We start from the raw sequence: 17,963 nt of genomic DNA on the forward strand, positions 1-17,963 counted from the left end.
ACGCGTCCGTCGCGTCGCCGGTGGCCGACCGTGGTCCGCGCACCTCCCCTTCGATGAGGATAGGCACAGTCGTCGCCTGTGCCTATCCCCTCAACGGGCCGTCCCCGCGGCGTCAGCCGGGAGGCGCGGGAGCCCGGGAGGCGCGGGTCAGGCCCCGAGAGCCGCGTCGACGATCCGCTTCGCCTCGTCCTGCACGCGCGTGAGGTGCTCGGGCCCCTCGAAGGACTCGGCGTAGATCTTGTAGACGTCCTCCGTGCCGCTCGGCCGGGCGGCGAACCAGGCCTTCTCGGTGACGACCTTGAGACCGCCGACGGCCGCCCCGTTGCCGGGAGCCTCGCTCAGCTTGGCGATGATCGGGTCGCCGGCGAGCTCGGTGGCGGTGATGTCGTCGCCGCTGAGCTTGCCGAGGCGGGCCTTCTGGTCTTTCGTGGCGGCGGCGTCGACGCGCTGGTAGACGGGGTCGCCGAACCTCTCGACGAGCTCGGTGTAGAGCTGCGACGGGGTCTTGCCCGTGACCGCGATGATCTCGCTCGCCAGCAGGGCGAGCAGGATGCCGTCCTTGTCGGTCGTCCAGACCGTGCCGTCCTTCCGCAGGAAGGAGGCGCCGGCGCTCTCCTCGCCGCCGAACGCGACGGAGCCGTCGACCAGGCCGGGCACGAACCACTTGAACCCGACCGGGACCTCCCACAGGCGGCGGCCGTGCGACTCGGCGACCTTGTCGATGATGCTCGACGAGACGAGCGTCTTGCCGATCGCGGCGTCCTCGCGCCACTGCGGACGGTGCGTGTAGAGGTAGTCGATGGCGACGGCCAGGTAGTGGTTGGGGTTCATCAGGCCGCCGTCGGGGGTGACGATGCCGTGCCGGTCGGCGTCGGCGTCGTTGCCCGTGAGCACGTCGAACTCGTCTTTCCGGTGCACGACGCTGGCCATGGCCGACGCGCTGGAGGGATCCATCCGGATCTTGCCGTCCCAGTCGAGGGTCATGAAGCGCCAGGTGGGGTCGACGCCGGGGTTCGTGACGGTCAGGTCGAGGCCGTAGACGTCGCGGATGGCGCCCCAGTACTCGACGCTGGCGCCGCCGAGCGGGTCGGCGCCGATCCTCACGCCGGCCTTCTTGATGGCGTCGATGTCGATGATGTTGATCAGGTCGCCCACGTAGCCGCGGAGGAAGTCGTGGCGCCCGGGGCTGCCGTCGGCACGGACCACGTCGACGTTGCCGGCGGCGATGATCTCGTTGGCGCGGTTCGCGATCCAGCTCGTGGCCTCGCTGTCGGCGGGGCCGCCGTGCGGCGGGTTGTACTTGAAGCCGCCGTCGCGGGGAGGGTTGTGGCTCGGCGTGACGACGATGCCGTCGGCCTTGTCTTCGTGCGCGGGGTCGGCGTTGTAGACGAGGATCGCGTGGCTGAGCGCCGGGGTCGGCACGTAGCCGCCCTCGGAGTCGGCGAGCACGTGCACGCCGTTGCCGACCAGCACCTCGACCGCGGTGCGCTCGGCGGGACCGCTGAGTGTGTGGGTGTCGCGGCCGATGAACAGCGGGCCGGTGATGCCCTGGCCGGCGCGGTACTCGACGATCGCCTGCGTGATCGCGGCGATGTGGGTCTCGTTGAAGGCGGAGTCGAGCGACGAGCCGCGGTGACCGGAGGTGCCGAAGACGACCTTCTGCTCGGGGTTCGAGACGTCGGGCACGAGGTCGTAGTACGCGGCCGAGACGGCCTCGGGGTCGATCAGGTCGCTGGCTTCGGCGGGGGTTCCGGCACGGTCTGTCATGAGGTCATCCTGGCACCAGCCGCCGTCGTTCGTCGCAGGGTCTCCACAGGGCTCAGTAGGCTCTCGGACATGCCGACCACCGCCTCCTCGTCGACCTACAGCTACCTCGGCCCGGCGGGCACCTTCACCGAGGCCGCGCTCAAGCAGGTTCCCGAGGCCGTCGGCGCGACCTGGCGCAGCGTCAACAACGTCGGGGAGGCGCTGGCCGACGTCGTCTCGGGGCGCAGCACGGCCGCGATGATCGCGATCGAGAACAGCGTCGAGGGCGGGGTCAGCGCCACGCAGGACGCCCTGGCGACGGTGCCGGGCCTCCGCATCGTCGGCGAGTACCTCGTGCGGGTGAACTTCGTGCTGGTCGCCCGGCCCGGGACCCGCCTCGACGAGGTGCGGGTGGTCAACGCCCACCCCGTCGCCTACGCGCAGACCCACCTCTGGCTCGAGCGGAACCTGCCGGGGCACGGGCACATCCCCGCGAGCTCGAACGTCGCCGCCGCCGCCGACCTGCTGCAGAGCTCAGGAGGCACGGGCACGGCCGACGCCGCGGTCGCGCCTCCCGGGATCACCGAGCACCACGACGTCGAGGTGCTCGCGACCGAGATCGGCGACAACGCCAACGCCGTCACGCGCTTCGTGCTCGTCAGCCGCACGGTGCCGGTGCCGCCGGCGACCGGCGCCGACAAGACGAGCCTGATCGTCGAGCTGCCCGTCGACGGCGCCGGCGCCCTGGTCGACATGCTCGAGCAGTTCGCGACCCGGGGCATCAACCTGAGCCTCATCCAGTCGCGTCCGATCGGCGACGCCCTCGGCCGCTACCGCTTCGTGATCGACCTCGAGGGGCACGTGCTCGACGAGCGGGTCGCGGACGCCCTGCTCGGACTCAAGCGGTTCAGCCCGAACGTGATCTTCCTCGGCTCGTACCCGCGGGCGGACGCGACGCCCGTCGAGGTCTCGCCGCGCTACGACGACGAGGCCTTCGTCGACGCCCGCGACTGGCTGCGCGGGCTCGTCTCGGGCGTCGACCCGGTCTAGGGTCGGCCCGCTCCACCGGCGGACCCGCCCGGCCGCCCGCTCAGCTGTGCTCGGGGACGCGCACCGTGAGCGCGCCGGGGTCGACGACGGCGCGCAGGGCGACCGCCTTGCCGACCGAGTCGCCGTCGATCTCGAAGTCCTGCGGGCTGTCGAGCCGGACGACGAGCTTCTTTCCCTTGTTGTAGCGGAGCGTGCGCACCTCGCGGGAGTTCGCGGCCATGATGCGGCGACCGACGTGGCTGCGTCGCAGCACGCCGTTCTCCCACACGATCTTGATCCAGATCTGCACCCAGCCGATCAGGCCCTCGGGGCGCAGGGCGACGATGTCGAAGATGCCGTCGTCGACCGCGGCGTCGGGCAGCAGCATGATGTTGGCCGGCAGCAGCCCGCAGTTGCCGACGATGATCGTGTGCGCCCGCATCGACTTCCGCTCGCCGTCGTCGAGCTGGTATCGCACGTCGATCCTGTTGTCGTCGCGCAGCGCCCGCGCGATGGCGTCGACGTAGGCGAGCCAGCCGACCCGCTTCTTGAGGGTGTCGTTGGTGTTCGCGAGCATCTTCGCGTCGAGGCCCACGCCCGCCATGACGACGAACACCTTCGTCTCGCGGTCGCCGTTCTCGCGTTCGATGTCGACGACGCCGAGGTCGATGGCACGATCTCTCCCTCGGAACGCCGTCGCGATCGAGTCGTCGAGCCGGTCGAGCGACAGCGACAGGTTGCGCGCCAGCAGATTGCCCGTGCCCGCCGGCACCAGACCGATCGACGCGTCGCTGCCGCGCAGCGCCTCGGCGACCGCTCGCACCGTGCCGTCGCCGCCGGCGGCGATCACCATCTCGGCACCGTCGGCCAGGGCCTGCCTGGTGATGCCGCCGCCCGGGTCCTCCTTCGAGGTCTCGTAGTAGCGCGTGGGGCCCCAGCCTGCGTCGCCGGCGTGGCGGGCGACCGATGCTCGGATGGCCTTGAGGTCGACCTTGATCGGGTTGTAGACGACGGCGGCGGTGCGGAGCGAGGTCTCGCCGCTGCCCGCCGTCGCCTCGTCGGCGGCCGTGTCGGCCTCGGGCGTCGAGGTGCGCTCGGCGGGGGAGGGGGAGGTCGTCATGAGGCCAACCTAGGTGACCCGGCCCGTGGCGGGCCTCCGCCGGGCGGGACGGTGGGGACGGAGCCGACCCGCGCCTCCTCGGGGAGAACGCGTCCGGGCGACGCTGTGGAGAGCGCGGCAGCCTGTGGACTCCGAGGAGGCGCGGCTTTTCTTCCTTAGAATGGCCGGGTGATCGATCCCCAACTCCTCCGCGACGCCCCCGACCTCATCAAGACGAGTCAGCGTGCTCGGGGTGAGTCCGAGTCGGCGGTCGACGACGCGGTCGCCGCCGACGGTGCCCGCCGTGCCGCCATCGCGACGTTCGAGGCGCTGCGCGCCGAGCAGAACGCGTTCGGCAAGACGGTCGCGAAGGCGCCGAAGGACGAGAAGAAGGCGCTGGTCGCTCAGGCGCAGGAGCTCGCGGGCAGGGTCAAGGCGGCCCAGGCCGAGTCGACGGAGGCCGACGCCGCGTTCGACGCGGCGATCCGCTCCATCGGCAACCCGATCATCGACGGGGTGCCCTCGGGTGGCGAAGAGAACTTCGTCACGCTGCGCGAGGTGGGCACGCGCCCCTCCTTCGACTTCGAACCGCTCGACCACGCCGACCTCGGCGAGAAGCTCGGCGCCATCGACATCAAGCGCGGCACCAAGGTGTCGGGCTCGCGCTTCTACTTCCTGCGCGGCATCGGCGCCCGTCTCGAGCTGGCCATCATGAACATGGCGCTCGACCTGGCGCTCAAGAACGACTTCACGCCGCTGATCACGCCGACGCTGGTGCGCCCCGAGGTCATGGCCGGCACCGGTTTCCTCGGGTCGCACGCCGACGAGGTCTACTACCTGCCGGCCGACGATCTCTACCTGACGGGCACGAGCGAGGTCGCGCTCGCCGGCTACCACGCCGACGAGATCCTCGACCTCGACAAGGGACCGATCCGCTACGCCGGCTGGTCGACCTGCTACCGCCGTGAGGCCGGGGCCGCCGGACGCGACAACCGCGGCATCCTCCGCGTGCACCAGTTCAACAAGCTCGAGATGTTCACCTTCGTGCACCCCGACCAGGCCGAGGCCGAGCACCTCGAACTCGTCGGGTTCCAGGAGCAGATGATGCAGGCGCTCGGCCTCAACTACCGCGTGATCGACGTCGCGGCCGGCGACCTCGGTTCGAGCGCCGCCCGCAAGTACGACATCGAGGCGTGGGTGCCGACCCAGGGCACCTACCGCGAGCTGAGCAGCACCTCGAACTGCACCACGTTCCAGGCCCGCCGACTCGACATCCGCTACCGCACCGAGAGCGGCAAGACGGCTCCGGTCGCGACGCTCAACGGCACCCTCGCGACGACGCGCTGGCTGGTCGCGATCCTCGAGACGCACCAGCAGGCCGACGGCTCGGTCGTCGTGCCCGAGGCGCTGCGCCCGTACCTGGGCGGCCTCGAGGTCATCGAGCCGGTCGCATGACGGCCGGGTCGTCGGCGGCCGCCGCCGTCGGGTCGATGCCCGACGACGAGCGCTGGCTGGTCTGTCTCGACATCGACGGCACGATCATGCAAGAGACCGGAACGATCAGCGACGCCGTCTCGGACGAGATCCGTCGACTCGCCGACGAGGGCCACGAGGTGATGATCGCGACCGGTCGGTCGGTGTCGATGACGCTGCCCGTGCTCGAGCGGCTCGGCCTCGTCTCCGACTACGTGGTCTGCGCCAACGGCGCCATCACGTTGGGCCGCGACGAGAGCTCCCCCACCGGCTACAGCCAGGTCTTCGTCGAGGAGTTCGACCCGACCGACGTGCTGACGACGATCCGGTCGAACCTGTCCGAGGGCGGCTACGCCGTCGAGGATCGCGACGGCGTGATGCGCTACTGCGGCACGTTCCCGGTGATCGAGGCGGCGGGCAACGCCCAGAAGGTCGACTTCGAGCGCCTCTCCGAGCGGCCCGCGACCCGAGTGGTGGTGGTCTCGCCCGATCACGGCACCGAGGAGTTCCTCGACGTCGTCGAGCGGATGGGCCTGTCGAAGGTGAACTACAACGTCGGCTGGACGGCCTGGCTCGACATCGCGCCCGACGGCGTGACGAAGGCGACGGCGCTCGAACGGGTGCGCGACTGGCTCGACATCCCGCGCGATCGGGTGCTCGCCGCCGGCGACGGTCGCAACGACATCGACATGCTGCGCTGGGCGTCGGTCGAGGGCCGCGGAGTCGCCATGGGTCAGGCGCCCGACGACGTGGTCGAGGTCGCGAACGAGAAGACCGGCACGGATCTCGACGACGGGCTGGCGCGGGCGCTCGCGTCGCTGTGACGTCGACGCGCTGATCCCGTCATCGTGAGCCCCGTGAGCGGCGGATCCGGCACCCCTCGTGAGGCCGGGGACGTCCGGTAGACTCGGCGGCGGTTGCCCGGGAGTTCGTCCCGCCACGGTCTCGCACCGCGCCGCGCTCGTCGCAGGCGCACGGAGTCCCCGTGTCGGCGTCGCCCGCCTCGGCACCGGGAGGGCTGTCCGAGCGGCCGATGGAGCTTGTCTTGAAAACAAGTGGGCAGAGATGTCTCGTGGGTTCGAATCCCACGCCCTCCGCTTGAAGGACGTCGGTCGAGCCAGGGGTCGTATCGCCTGACTCGGCGTTCGACCCCCGCCGTCACGGGTCTGCCTGGTCTCGGTTAACTTTCTTTTTTTGCGTATACGCTCGGCGCATGGCGACCTCACTTCAACCCCGTAACCGTCACGCCGCAGCACGGACGTATTTCGCCAGCGAGGCTTCGCGTGACGACATCGTCGACTTCGCCCGCCTCCTTCGGCATCTCGATGTCGAGTCCACCGCGGACCACAAGGGCGCAGCCCTGCAAGCACCAGATGGATCGCTTCGTCACATCCCTGACGAAGTCTTCGAGGTGCTGGAACAGGTGGCGGATGCGCTCGCCAGCGGCAGCGGGGTGACGGTCGCACCGAACGACATGCAGATGACGACTCAGCAGGCCGCCGATTTCCTCGGGGTCTCCCGTCCCACTCTGATCAAGTACTTGGAGGACGACACGATCCCCTATGAGAAACGGGGCAGGCACCGTCGTGTGCTCCTTCGCGACGTCATCGACTTCCAGGAGACGTTCCGCGTCGACCGGCGGAGCGCGCTCCGCGAGCTGGCTCGCGAGACGCAATCGCTCGAGCGTCAGAAGCGCGTCACGGAGTAGTGAACCCGGTGTCGTTTCCTGCGTTCTTCGACGCCTGCACGATCTATGGGATCAGGCTCACCGACCTGCTGCTGCGCCTCGCTGACGAGGGTGCCTTCCGGCCCCTCTGGTCAGAAGAGGTGCTCGAGGAGGTGCGGCGGAACGTCGTCGCGAACGGGATCTCCGAAGGAGGTATCGAGAAGCGATTGGCGACGATGCGTCGGTTCTTCCCCGATGCCCTGGTGACGGGCTACGAGCCGCTCATGGATTCTTTGTCCTGCGACCCCAAGGATCGGCACGTCCTCGCTGCGGCGATCCGGTCGAGAGCGGACGTCCTCGTGACCTTCAATCTCCGAGACTTCCCCGATGCGTCGCTGGATCCGTTCGACGTGGATCTCGTTCACCCCGACGACTTCCTCCTCGATCAGCTGGACCTCTTTCCCGGCCTGGTGGTGAGAGTTCTGCATGAGCTCGCCGAGGACTACAGCGACCCGCGCCAGGATGTCGATGATGTGCTCGAGGCGCTGCGGAGAGCTGGTGTGCCTCGCTTCGCCGCCGACGTCGGCCGGTACCTCTGAGCGCTGACGGCGTTCGCGAGCCATGGCTCGAGTCGGGATCAGCTCGATGTCTCGTGGGTTCGAATCCCACGCCCTCCGCTTCAGCGTCACGCCGGCAGGCCGCCGCGCGGTGAGTCCATCCGCCGCCAGGAGCCGCCGGCGAACGGCAGCAGCGTGGCGACCGTGTCGACCGCGCCGACGACCACGAAGGCGGGCGTGACGCCGAGGGAGTGCGCGGCGCCACCGGCCGACCCGCGCCTCCTCGACGCTCGTACCTAGGCGGAGGACCGCACCCGGATGAGGATCTTGACCTGCTCCGGATCGTCGGAGGCCGCGAACGCGCGATCGGCCTCGTCGAGGTCGAACGTGCCGGTCACGATCTCGTCGAGCGCGAACGGCTTGCGGCGGAGGAGCTCGATCGCGTGCAGGACGTCCTCCCGGACGTACATGAGGTTGCCCACGAGGGTGAGCTCGCGGTCCTGCACGAGGTCGAGGTCGACCAGGGTGCGACCCGCGGGCACTCCGACCGTCATCAGCATCCCGCCCTTGTCGAGGGCCGCGATCGCCAGGGCGACGGTCGACTCGCGCGACACGCAGTCGACGACCACGTGCGCCGGGCCGCCGAGGAGCTCGCGAGCCCGATCGGCGGCGTCCGGGGCGGACGAGTCGAACGAGCCGTGCGCCCCGAGGCGTTCGGCCCGTGCGCGCTTGCTCTCGAGGAGATCGGCCACCACCACGCGGGACGCCCCGGCGTCGAGGGCGGCGATCGCCGCGAACAGGCCGATCGGCCCCGCTCCGATCACCACGACGCGCTTGCCCGAGAGGTCGCCGGCCCGACGCACCGCGTGCACCGGCGTCGAGAACGGCTCGACCAGGGCGGCCCAGTCGTCGTCGAGGTCGTCGGGCAGCGCGATGACGCGATCGGCGGCGATCGCGAACTCGTCGGTCATGCCCCCGGGCGTCTGGCAGCCGAAGACGTCGAGGGTCGCGCAGATGTTGTACCGCCCCGCCCGGCACTGGTCGCAGTGTCCGCAGGCGAGGTTCGGCTCGATCACGACACGGCGACCGACCAGGCTCGGGTCCACGCCGTCGCCGACGGCCGAGACCGCCCCGACGACCTCGTGGCCCGGCCAGAACGGCAGCGACATGAAGGGATGCCGGCCGTGGGCGGCGTGCATGTCCGAACCGCAGATGCCGACCACGGTGCTGCGGACGGTCACCTCGCCGGGACCGGCCTGAGGGGCGTCGACCGCCTCGACCCGGATGTCGTCGATCGAGTCGACGACGACGCGTCTGATGCTGCTCATGATCTCCTCCTCTCTCAGAACGCCGTGTAGCCGCCGTCGACCACGAGCACCGAGCCCGTGATGAACGAGGCGGCCTCGCTGGCCAGGAAGACGACGCTCGGCGCGATCTCCGACGGCAGGGCGTAGCGCTGCTGCGGGGCGTCGTCGATCCAGAAGCGCTTGAGGTCCGGACGGTCGACGGGTGCCATCTCGGTCTTGACGTAGCCCGGGGCCACGGCGTTCACCCGGATGCCGAGGGGAGCCCACTCGGCGGCCAGCGACTTGGTGAGGTGGTGCACGGCGGCCTTCGACGCGTTGTAGGCGGGCTGCCATTGCGGTCGGTTGACGATCAGGCCCGACATGCTTCCGATGTTGACGATCGAGCCCGCGCCGCGCTCCTTCATGTGGGCGCCCGCCGCGAGGCTGGCCTTCCACAGTGCGCGCACGTTGAGGTCGAAGACGTCGGCCCACTCGTCGTCCGTCACGTCGAACGACTCGTTGTGATAGCAGGTGCCCGCGTTGTTGACGAGGATGTCGAGCCCGCCGAGCTCGTCGATCGCGGTCGCCGTCATCTCGGTCACCTGGGCGTCGTCGGTGATGTCGGCGGTGATCGGCACGAACGTGTGGCCGGTCTCGCGCGCCTCGTCGACGACGGCGGCGTTGCGCTCGGCGCTGCGGCCGGCGATCGCGACCGAGGCCCCGGCCTCGGCGAGTCCGAAGGCGAAGGCCTTGCCGAGGCCCTGGTTGCCGCCCGTCACGAGGACGGTCTTGCCGTGGAGGCTGAAGGGTGAAGTCATGGGGAGGGACCTTTCGTTGCTCACTGGTGGGGGTAGACGATCGACTTGAGGCTGGCCGGGTCGAGATCGCTCTCGAGGGCCTCCTCGACGTGATCGAGGTCGAAGCGGCCGGTCACGAGCGAGTCCAGATCGACCTGGCCGCTCTCGACGAGGTGGATGCCGGCCGGCCACGTGTCCGTGTAGCGGAAGATGCCCGTGACCCAGACCTCCTTGTTCTGGATGTGCTCGACGGGCAGCGTCATCTCGGAGTTGCCCAGACCGACGAGCACGGCGTAGCCGGCCGGCCGCACCGCCTGGATCCCCGCGAACACGGCCCGCGGGGCACCGCTCGCGTCGACGAAGGCGTCGACGTCGAAGCCCGCCGTGGCCACGTCGACCTCGGCGGGGTCGACGACCTGCGTTGCGCCGTAGCCGAGGGCGCGCTCGCGCCGCTCGGGGACGAGATCGCTGACGATGACCTCGCTCGCCCCGAACGCCCGCGCCGTCTGAGCGCAGATGATGCCGATCGGCCCGGCGCCGGCGATGAGCACCCGTGAGCCGGGCACCACATGCGCCTTGCGCATCGTGGTGATCGCGACCGACAGCGGCTCGAGCAGGGCGGCGGCCTCGTCGGAGATGCTGTCGGGCACGGCGTGGGCGAAGGCGGACTCGATGGTGACGTAGCCCGTGAACGCGCCGTCGATCGGCGGGGTCGCGTAGAACTCCATGTTCGGGCACAGGTTGTAGTGGCCGGCGAGGCACTCGCGGCAGCGGTGGCAGGGCTTCTGCGGCTCGATGGCGACGCGCTGGCCGATCCGGGCCTCGTCCACCCCCGCGCCGACGGCGGCGATGACGCCGGACAGCTCGTGGCCCAGCACCAACGGGCCGTCGACCACGAAGTCGCCGATCCGCCCGTGTCGGAAGTAGTGCACGTCCGACCCGCAGACGCCGACGGCGGCGACCCGGACGAGCACGTCGCCCGGTCCGGCCTGGGGCAGCGGGCGGTCCTCGATCGTGAGGGTCTTCGCGCCCTCGAGGACGCTCGTCCGCATGGAGTCGGGCAGGTTCTGGCTCATGGTGATGCCTTTCGGATGGGGGTTCGGGGTTCGGAGGGAGAGGAGAGCGCGGCCCGAGACGATCCGGCGGGCCCCGGCCAGGGCCGCGGCGCCGGCGATCGTCGGGGTGACTCCGCCGTCGACGCCGACGGGCAGTCGGGCGGCGAGCGGTGCGATCTTGTCGAGGGAGGCCGGATCGGCGTCGTGCCTCGTCCCGGACGAGATGAGCATCACCAGGAGGCCGTCGACGTCGGGCACGTCCGTCGCGGGGTCCTCGCAGGGGATCTCGAGCCACACCGCCCCTCCTCGGTCGCGGAAGCGTTCGAGCGCGGACGCCTGTCGCTGCAGCGTGCCTCGATCGACCGTGACGTGGTCGAGTCGTGAGGGGTCGAGTCCGGCGAGGACGGCGTCGATCTCCCGGGCGGCGGCGGTCGTCGTGGTGGCGGGGTTCGTCCCGGGAGCCGTCGGGATCAGGTGCACGTCGACCCGGGCCTCCGGAACGCCGGAGAGCACCTCGGCCAGCTCGACCGGCGTCACGCCCCGGTGCTGACCCGATGGATCGACGATCAGGTCGACGTGGACGGCCCGGCCGGCCCGCGCGAGCGCCCGAGCAGCGTCGACCCGCGAGCCCGCGGGCGCCGCGTAGAGGCTTCCGGCGACGACCACGCCGCGGGCGGCGACGACCTCCGACCACGCGGCGACGGCGAAGGAGGCGCCGTCCGTCGAGATCGCCGCCGTCACGATCGATCGAGGCTGCGGATCGAGGTCACCGCCTCGAACGCAGCCCGTCGGTCGACGGCCTCCGGGCGAGGTCCGGCGACGACGGTGCTCGAGGGCGCCCACGCGTCGCGGACGACGGAGACCGGGCTGCCGGTGGCGACGGCCGCCGCCTGGACGGCGGCACCGCGTGCCGTGGCCTCCGACACGTCGGTCACGGCGACGGGCGTGCCGGTCGCGTCCGCGAGCACCTGCCGGTACGCGGGGGACCGAGCGCCGCCGCCGACCGCGAGCGTGCGCCCGTCGACCGCGACGCCCATGCGCTCGAGGTGCCGCTGCCCCCGCACGAGGCCGAGCACGACGCCCTCGTGGGCGGCGAAGGCCACGTCCTCACGCGAGGTCTCGGTCGTGATGCCGGCGAGGATGCCCACGGCCCCGGGGAGGTCAGGCGTGCGTTCGCCGTCGAGGTACGGAGCGAGGACGGGAGCCCGGCGGGGATCGGCCGCGAGGGCGAGCCGCGCGAACTCGTCGTGCCCGGTGCCGAGGAGGCGCGCGAAGGTGTCGGTCGTGCGGGCCGCGTTCAGCGTGCTGGCCAGCGGCATCCACCCGTCGGTCATGTCGGCGACCCCGTCGACGGCGCCCGTCGGGTCGCGCACGGGCGTGCGGCTCAACGCCGAGACGACGCCGCTGGTGCCGAAGGAGTAGACGACGTCGCCGCCGGTGATCCCGAGACCGAGCGCGGCGGCATGCTGGTCGCCGCCGCCGGCGCCGACCACCACGTCGGGGGAGAGCCCCAGCAGCTCGCGTGCGGACCCGACGACGGGGCCCGCCGCCTCGTCGGGGCCGAGCACCTCGGGCAGCAGGGGGGCCCAGTCGCGGTCGGGGTCGATCCGGGCGAGGAAGCCCGGCAGGTACTCGTTCGTCTCGGCGTCGAAGTAGCCCGTGCCCGAGGCCTCGGACCGGTCGGTGACCCGCCGGCCGGTGAGCCGGAAGGTGAGGTAGTCGTGGGGGAGGAGGATGTGGGCCGTCCGTGCGAGGGCGGACGGTTCGACACGGGCGAGCCAGGCGAGCTTGCCGAGGGTGAACGCCGAGGTCGGGAGGGTGCCGAGGCGTCCCACGAGGGTCGCGTCGCCGATGTCGCGACGAAGGCGGGCGATGTCCTCGGCCGAGGTCGTGTCGTTCCAGAGCTTGGCCGGTCGGATCACCCTGTCCGCCTCGTCGAGGACGACCAGACCGTGGCACTGGGCCGCGACGGAGAGGCCGACCACGGCCGAGGGGGCGACGTCCGCGTCGGTCAGCGCCCGGCCGAAGGCGGCGAGGAAGGCCAGCCACCAGGTCTCGGGGTCCTGTTCGCTGGTCGGCGGGTGGACCGCCGGATGCGGCGCCGCGCCTCCTCCGATCCGGTGGCCGGTGTCGAGGTCGAACAGCTCGACCTTGCAGGACTGGGTCGACGAGTCGACGCCGGCGACGATGCGCTTCGCGGTCATGGGTCGTTCCTCCGGTGTCGGATCGTGGACGGGGCGGTCGGGACGGGGAGCCCGAGGCGGGGTCGGGGACCGGCCGTGACCGGTCCCCGACCGCCGTCGCTACTTCTCCTGGCCGGGCAGGCCCTCGTACGAGATGTCGCCCGTCTCGAGGTTCGCGTCGATGAGCTCGGTCAGCTGGTCGAGGAACGCGTCGCGATCGGTGACGACGTGCTCGATGGCGGCGTCGACGTTGTCGGTCGTGATCGCGGGCATGACGTAGACCGGGTTGGCGTCGTCGGCCTCGCCGCGGGCGACCTGGGCGGCGACTGCGAGCCCCGTGGCCAGCTCGACGGTGCCGTTCTGGAGGGATGTGCCGATGAAGGTGCCGTCCTTGACCGCCTGGAGACCGTCCTGGATGCCGTCGATCCCGACGATCGGCACGGACATGCCCGCCTCCTTCAACGCCTGGAGGGCGCCGAGGCCCATGTCGTCGTTCTGCGAGATGACGCCGTCGATGTCGTCGCCGAACGCCGAGATCCAGTTCTTCGTCTTGTTGACCGCCTCGTCGCGCTTCCAGTTCGCGGTGTCCTTCGCGAGGACCGTGATGCCCGGGTGCTCGGCCAGGACCTGGTCGATCCCCTTGCCGCGGTTGATCTCGCCCGACCCGCCGAGCGGGCCCTGCAGGATGACCACGTTGCCGGTCTCGCCGATCTCGTCGACCATCATCTGCGCCTCCTGGGCCCCAGCGGCGACGTCGTCGGGCTGCACGCTCGCGGTGATGTCGGGGTTGTTGAGGGTCGCGTTGACGTCGAGGATCGGGATGCCGGCGGCCTTGGCCTGCGAGACCTGCGGTTGGAGCGTGTCCGCCTGCACGGGAACGACGATGATGGCGTCGACGGCGGCCGTCACGTACTGGTCGATCTGACCGGCCTGCGTGCTGACGTCGTTGTTGGCGGAGTTCCAGAGGACCTCGATGTTGTTCGCCTCGGCGTACGTGTCGATCCCCTCCTTGCCCTCGGTGATGAACGAGGACATGTCGTAGACGCTGATGCCGACGGTGATGCGCTCCTCGCCCGATTCGTCGGTGCCGCCCGCAGACGGGTCTCCGGCGCCGCAGCCGGTGAGGGCGACGACCGTCGCGGCGGTGACGCCGAGGACGGCGAGGCGGGTGAGGGGGCGGTTGATCTTCATCGATTTTCCTTCGCTCGGTGGGGTGCGGGGTGGAGGTGCGGGGTGAGAGGTGCGGGGTGTGAGGGGCGGAACGGGGAGGCTCGGTGCGCCGGGCGGGTCAGCGCCGTCGTTTCGCGGCCCAGACGTCGACGGCGACGGCCGAGACGATGAGCACGCCCTTGATGACGTCCTGCCAGTAGGCGGGGACGGTGAGGATGTCGAGGCCGTTGTTCAGCGTCTGGATCAGCAGCAGGCCGAGGGCGGTGCCCCAGACGGTGCCGCGCCCGCCGAGGAGGCTCGCGCCGCCGATGACGACGGCGGCGATCGCGTCGAGCTCGTAGCCCTGGCCGAGCGTGGGGGAGCCCGTGATGACCCGGGAGGCGAGCATCACGCCCGAGAGGCCGGCCAACGCACCGCTGATGGCGTAGACGCTGAACAGGACGCGCCCGGTCTTGACGCCGGCGATGCGGGCGGCGAGGGGGTTGCCGCCGACCGCGTAGACGCGCATGCCGAAGGCGGTGCGGCGCATGACGAGGCCCAGACCGACGATGCCGACGATCATCAGGATCACGGGGATGGTCAGGCCGAGGAACTTCGTGTTGGCGATGGCGCCGAACTCGGTGGGCAGACCGTTGATCGGGGCGCCGTTCCCCACGACGTAGGCGAGACCCGACGCCAACGTCAGCATGCCGAGGGTCGTGATGAACGGCGGAACCTTCATGACCGAGACGACGAAGCCGTTCACGCTGCCGGCCGCGAGACCGACGAGGACCGCGACGAGGACCGGGATCCAGATCTGGCCGGGTGTCGCCTTGGCCACCAGCGCGGCGCTCATCGAGCTGAGCGCGATCACGCTGCCGACCGAGAGGTCGATGCCGCCGGTGAGGATGACGAGGGTCTGCCCGAGGGCGATCAGGGCGAACGGCGCGGCGGCGACCAGGATGGTGGTGGCGTTCTCGACGGTGCCGAAGCGGGCGCTGCGGTAGGCGAAGAACGCGATCACCAGGAGCAGGACGATGACCATCGCGTAGCGGATGGCGAACGCCTGGACGGTCGCCGCGTCGATCCGTCGGCGGGTGGGGGCGGTGGATGCGCTGGTCATCGTGCGGACTCCTTCGAAGCGGCGGCGGGTGCCGAGGCGGGGGTGACGGGCGTCGACGTCGAGGCGGCGGTCGTCGGGTCGGTGGTCAGGCCGCTGGCGAGACGGAAGATCGTGTCCTGGACGTCGGGTGCGTCGAGGTCGCGCCGGTCGAGCTCGGCGACGACCCGCCCGCCCTTGAGCACGAGCGCGCGGTGCGAGAGGCTCAGGATCTCGGGCATGTCGCTGGACGCCATGACGACGGCCATGCCCTGCTGGGCCAGCTCGGTGACGATGCGGTAGATCTCGCTCCTCGCCCCGACGTCCACGCCCCGGGTCGGTTCGTCGAGCAGCAGCACGTCGACCGAGCCGACGAGCCACCGGGCGAAGACCACCTTCTGCTGGTTGCCGCCCGACAGCGTCTCCATGCTCTGCTTCAGTCCGCGGCTCTTCAGCGCGACCGACCGGGTGGCCGCGCCGACCGCCTCCCGGCGGGCGCGGCCGCGCAGCCAGCCGGCCGTGGTGAACGACGCGAGTCGGGGCAGGGTGCCGTTGTCGAGGATGTCCATGGACAGCACCCCGCCGGCGCCCTTGCGGTCCTCCGGCACGAGCGCGACGTTCGACGAGATGGCGGAGGCGGGGTCGTTGCGGCGCACTCGCCGCCCGGCGACGGTCACCGTCCCGGCGGTCGTGCGTCGCATGCCGAAGACGCCCTCGAGCAGCTCGGTGCGCCCGGCTCCGACGAGGCCGGCGAGTCCGACGATCTCGCCGCGACGGACGGTGAGGTCGACCGGGGCCGGCGAGCCCTCGACCTGCAGGCCCTCGACCTCGAGGACGGTCTCGCCGAGGGTGGTGGGACGATCGGGGAAGAGATCGTCGAGCTCGCGGCCGATCATGGCCGTGACGATGTCGTCGTCCGAGACCTCGGACATCGGCGACTCGAGCACGAGGTCGCCGTCGCGGAGCACGACGACGACGTCGGCGAGGCTCCGCATCTCCTCCATCTTGTGCGTCGTGAACAGCAGAGCCACGCCGCTGTCGCGGAGCTTGCGCATGACGGCGCCGAGCCGGTCGACCTCGCGGGCGGCGATGGCGCTCGACGGCTCGTCGAGCAGGATGGCCCGCGCGCCCGTGTTGGTGGCCTTCACGATCTCGACGATCTGGCGCAGCCCGAGCGGGAGCGTGCCCATCTTCCGGCTCGGGTCGATGTCGACGCCGAAGCTCTCGAGGTTCTCCCGGGCCGTCGCGATCATGTCGCGGCGTCGCAGGCCCCAGGGTCCGCGCAGCTCACGCCCGACGAAGAGGTTCTCGTAGACGGTCATCTCCTCCAGCGAGGCCAGCTCCTGCGGCACGATCGCCACGCCGAGCTTGGTGGCATCGGCGGTGCTGCCCGGCTGGAGCGTCTCGCCGCGGACGGTCACGATCCCGGCGTCGGCGCGGTACTGGCCCGACGCGATCTTCATCAGGGTCGACTTGCCCGCGCCGTTCTCGCCGGCGAGGGCGGTGATCGTGCCCGGTCGCAAGGCGAGCGAGACGCCGCGGAGGACGGGCACCCCGCCGAAGGCCATCTCGACGTCTCGACACTCGAGGGTCGCTGGTTCGTCGCTCATGAGCTCGCTTTCCCGACGAGCATCAGCGCATCGTCGCGTCGTCATCCGCCGCTTCCGCGGTGGCAGGACAGAGACAACCACACCGCGCGTCCGAGCGCAACCACCGCTCACTTGAGCGGAAGAGTGTCTGCGGGTAGGGTTCATGCATCCAGGGAAGGAACCGACGATGGGGCCCGATGAGCTCGTCCAGATCAGTCACGTAGCGCGGCGTTTCTACATCGACAAGGCAAGTCACGTGCAGATCGGAGAGGAGATCGGGGTCTCCCGGTTCAAGGTCGCTCGCATGCTCGACAAGGCCGTCCAGAGCGGCGTCGTCAAGATCACGATCCAGAACCCGGCATCGGTCGACCTCGACCTCTCGATCGAGCTGAAGAACCGATTCGGCCTGCAGCATGCGCTGGCCGTCACGACGCCGAGCGACGAGCCCGAGGTCATCCAGTCGGCTCTGGGCGCCGTCGCGGCGCAGCTGCTCGAGGAGATCGTGCCCGCGGGTGCCGTTCTCGGCTTCACCGCGGGGCGCACCCTCAACGCCACGACGATGCAGCTCACGTCGTTGCCCTACTGCGAGGTCGTCGCCCTCGGCGGGGTCGCCGGCCCAGTCAAGGAGCATGGCGTCGAGGTCATCCGCCGCGTGGGCGAGGTCACGGGCGGCCCGACGTTCCCGATCTTCGCGCCCCTGTTCGTCTCCAACGCCGAGGTCGCCGAGGCGCTGCGCTCGGACCGCGGCATCGCCGAGGCGTTCACCCGCTTCGCCCGGGTCGACATCGGCGTCGTCGCGGTGGGCAGCTGGCAGCCGGCCGACTCGCAGCTCTACGACGGCGCCGCGCGCGCCGGGATCGCCGAGTCGCTGTTGGCCGCGGGCGTGGTGGGCGAGGTCGGGGCGACCCTCTTCACCGAGTCCGGCGAGATCGTCGACGCGATCGACGACCGCTCGGTCGCCATCACGGTCGACGAGCTCCGCCGCATCCCCGAGGTCATCGCCGTCGCCGGGGGCGTGACCAAGACGGTGGCGATCAGAGCGGCGCTCCGAACGGGGCTGGTCAAGTCGCTGATCACCGATGCGGCCACGGCGGAGCGGCTGCTGCGCGGGGACCGCGACGAGGCGGCAGGAGGCGCGGGTCCGGACTCCGCGTCCTGACGATCCTCGAGACGGCACCGTGCCCTGCTCGCACGGATCCGGTCCGCGTACCGTCGGGAGGACGCGCAGGATCCAA

15 protein-coding genes and 1 tRNA gene are annotated in these 17,963 nt (G+C 70.9%); 7 read left to right on the forward strand and 9 right to left on the reverse strand.

Going from position 1 to position 17,963, the window contains the following annotated elements; all coding sequences use genetic code 11:
- Positions 1 to 147: 147 nt before the first annotated feature.
- Positions 148 to 1,767, reverse strand: coding sequence for a phosphoglucomutase (alpha-D-glucose-1,6-bisphosphate-dependent) (gene pgm / locus FFA01_RS07850; RefSeq protein ID WP_146854715.1), 1,620 nt, complete (start codon positions 1,765 to 1,767; stop codon positions 148 to 150).
- Between the two features lie 69 nt (positions 1,768 to 1,836).
- On the opposite strand from pgm, the gene pheA reads away from it, so the two are divergent.
- The gene (pheA, locus tag FFA01_RS07855; RefSeq protein WP_146854716.1) at positions 1,837 to 2,796 is read left to right on the forward strand and encodes a prephenate dehydratase; all 960 of its coding nucleotides are present in this window, start codon (positions 1,837 to 1,839) and stop codon (positions 2,794 to 2,796) included.
- A gap of 40 nt (positions 2,797 to 2,836) precedes the next feature.
- Here pheA and FFA01_RS07860 read toward each other — a convergent pair whose 3' ends face one another.
- Entirely contained in the window at positions 2,837 to 3,895 is a 1,059-nt protein-coding gene (locus FFA01_RS07860; protein WP_146854718.1) for a diacylglycerol/lipid kinase family protein, read from the reverse strand.
- Positions 3,896 to 4,063: 168 nt separating this feature from the next.
- Here FFA01_RS07860 and serS point away from each other — a divergent pair, with 168 nt between their 5' ends.
- The 5 genes from serS to FFA01_RS07885 all read left to right on the forward strand — a co-directional run bounded on the left by serS (position 4,064) and on the right by FFA01_RS07885 (position 7,612).
- Entirely contained in the window at positions 4,064 to 5,329 is a 1,266-nt protein-coding gene (serS, locus tag FFA01_RS07865) for a serine--tRNA ligase (RefSeq protein WP_146854720.1), read from the forward strand.
- The gene (locus tag FFA01_RS07870; RefSeq protein WP_244289754.1) at positions 5,326 to 6,171 is read left to right on the forward strand and encodes an HAD family hydrolase; all 846 of its coding nucleotides are present in this window, start codon (positions 5,326 to 5,328) and stop codon (positions 6,169 to 6,171) included. The genes serS and FFA01_RS07870 overlap by 4 nt, the downstream gene beginning before the upstream one ends.
- A 188-nt stretch (positions 6,172 to 6,359) precedes the next feature.
- A tRNA-Ser gene (locus FFA01_RS07875) sits at positions 6,360 to 6,444 on the forward strand.
- Between the two features lie 116 nt (positions 6,445 to 6,560).
- Entirely contained in the window at positions 6,561 to 7,055 is a 495-nt protein-coding gene (locus FFA01_RS07880) for a helix-turn-helix domain-containing protein (RefSeq protein WP_146854722.1), read from the forward strand.
- Complete coding sequence (locus FFA01_RS07885) at positions 7,055 to 7,612, forward strand: PIN domain-containing protein (protein WP_244289755.1); 558 nt, start codon at positions 7,055 to 7,057, stop codon at positions 7,610 to 7,612. Before FFA01_RS07880 ends, FFA01_RS07885 begins: the two co-directional genes overlap by 1 nt.
- A gap of 254 nt (positions 7,613 to 7,866) precedes the next feature.
- Here FFA01_RS07885 and FFA01_RS07890 read toward each other — a convergent pair whose 3' ends face one another.
- From FFA01_RS07890 to FFA01_RS07920, 7 genes are all read right to left on the reverse strand, one after another.
- On the reverse strand, positions 7,867 to 8,898 hold the full coding sequence (locus FFA01_RS07890; protein WP_146854724.1) for a zinc-dependent alcohol dehydrogenase: 1,032 nt from the start codon (positions 8,896 to 8,898) through the stop codon (positions 7,867 to 7,869).
- A 14-nt stretch (positions 8,899 to 8,912) separates the two neighbouring features.
- Positions 8,913 to 9,674, reverse strand: a complete 762-nt coding sequence (locus FFA01_RS07895) for an SDR family NAD(P)-dependent oxidoreductase (protein ID WP_146854726.1) — start codon at positions 9,672 to 9,674, stop codon at positions 8,913 to 8,915.
- A 20-nt stretch (positions 9,675 to 9,694) separates the two neighbouring features.
- Positions 9,695 to 10,729 carry an NAD(P)-dependent alcohol dehydrogenase gene (locus FFA01_RS07900; protein ID WP_146854821.1) on the reverse strand — a complete coding sequence of 345 codons (1,035 nt, stop codon included), beginning with the start codon at positions 10,727 to 10,729 and terminating at the stop codon, positions 9,695 to 9,697.
- 716 nt (positions 10,730 to 11,445) lie between these two features.
- Entirely contained in the window at positions 11,446 to 12,912 is a 1,467-nt protein-coding gene (gene xylB, locus FFA01_RS07905; protein ID WP_146854728.1) for a xylulokinase, read from the reverse strand.
- Between the two features lie 99 nt (positions 12,913 to 13,011).
- Positions 13,012 to 14,082, reverse strand: a complete 1,071-nt coding sequence (locus FFA01_RS07910; protein WP_146854730.1) for a substrate-binding domain-containing protein — start codon at positions 14,080 to 14,082, stop codon at positions 13,012 to 13,014.
- A gap of 97 nt (positions 14,083 to 14,179) precedes the next feature.
- Positions 14,180 to 15,163 carry an ABC transporter permease gene (locus FFA01_RS07915; protein ID WP_146854732.1) on the reverse strand — a complete coding sequence of 328 codons (984 nt, stop codon included), beginning with the start codon at positions 15,161 to 15,163 and terminating at the stop codon, positions 14,180 to 14,182.
- On the reverse strand, positions 15,160 to 16,749 hold the full coding sequence (locus FFA01_RS07920; protein WP_146854734.1) for a sugar ABC transporter ATP-binding protein: 1,590 nt from the start codon (positions 16,747 to 16,749) through the stop codon (positions 15,160 to 15,162). The genes FFA01_RS07915 and FFA01_RS07920 overlap by 4 nt, the downstream gene beginning before the upstream one ends.
- 166 nt (positions 16,750 to 16,915) lie before the next feature.
- On the opposite strand from FFA01_RS07920, the gene FFA01_RS07925 reads away from it, so the two are divergent.
- Positions 16,916 to 17,887 carry a sugar-binding transcriptional regulator gene (locus FFA01_RS07925; RefSeq protein WP_167627314.1) on the forward strand — a complete coding sequence of 324 codons (972 nt, stop codon included), beginning with the start codon at positions 16,916 to 16,918 and terminating at the stop codon, positions 17,885 to 17,887.
- The last annotated feature ends 76 nt before the right edge of the window (positions 17,888 to 17,963 follow it).

It is taken from the genome of Frigoribacterium faeni, assembly GCF_007988805.1.
GTDB classification, from domain to species: Bacteria; Actinomycetota; Actinomycetes; order Actinomycetales; family Microbacteriaceae; genus Frigoribacterium; species Frigoribacterium faeni.

Coding starts and splice junctions, on each gene's coding strand:
- pgm (WP_146854715.1), bottom strand. CDS start 1,767: ATGACAGACCGTGCCGGAACCCCCGCCGAAGCCAGCGACCTGATCGAC.
- pheA (WP_146854716.1), top strand. CDS start 1,837: ATGCCGACCACCGCCTCCTCGTCGACCTACAGCTACCTCGGCCCGGCG.
- FFA01_RS07860 (WP_146854718.1), bottom strand. CDS start 3,895: ATGACGACCTCCCCCTCCCCCGCCGAGCGCACCTCGACGCCCGAGGCC.
- FFA01_RS07870 (WP_244289754.1), top strand. CDS start 5,326: ATGACGGCCGGGTCGTCGGCGGCCGCCGCCGTCGGGTCGATGCCCGAC.
- FFA01_RS07880 (WP_146854722.1), top strand. CDS start 6,561: ATGGCGACCTCACTTCAACCCCGTAACCGTCACGCCGCAGCACGGACG.
- FFA01_RS07890 (WP_146854724.1), bottom strand. CDS start 8,898: ATGAGCAGCATCAGACGCGTCGTCGTCGACTCGATCGACGACATCCGG.
- FFA01_RS07895 (WP_146854726.1), bottom strand. CDS start 9,674: ATGACTTCACCCTTCAGCCTCCACGGCAAGACCGTCCTCGTGACGGGC.
- FFA01_RS07900 (WP_146854821.1), bottom strand. CDS start 10,729: ATGAGCCAGAACCTGCCCGACTCCATGCGGACGAGCGTCCTCGAGGGC.
- xylB (WP_146854728.1), bottom strand. CDS start 12,912: ATGACCGCGAAGCGCATCGTCGCCGGCGTCGACTCGTCGACCCAGTCC.
- FFA01_RS07910 (WP_146854730.1), bottom strand. CDS start 14,082: ATGAAGATCAACCGCCCCCTCACCCGCCTCGCCGTCCTCGGCGTCACC.
- FFA01_RS07915 (WP_146854732.1), bottom strand. CDS start 15,163: ATGACCAGCGCATCCACCGCCCCCACCCGCCGACGGATCGACGCGGCG.
- FFA01_RS07920 (WP_146854734.1), bottom strand. CDS start 16,749: ATGAGCGACGAACCAGCGACCCTCGAGTGTCGAGACGTCGAGATGGCC.
- FFA01_RS07925 (WP_167627314.1), top strand. CDS start 16,916: ATGGGGCCCGATGAGCTCGTCCAGATCAGTCACGTAGCGCGGCGTTTC.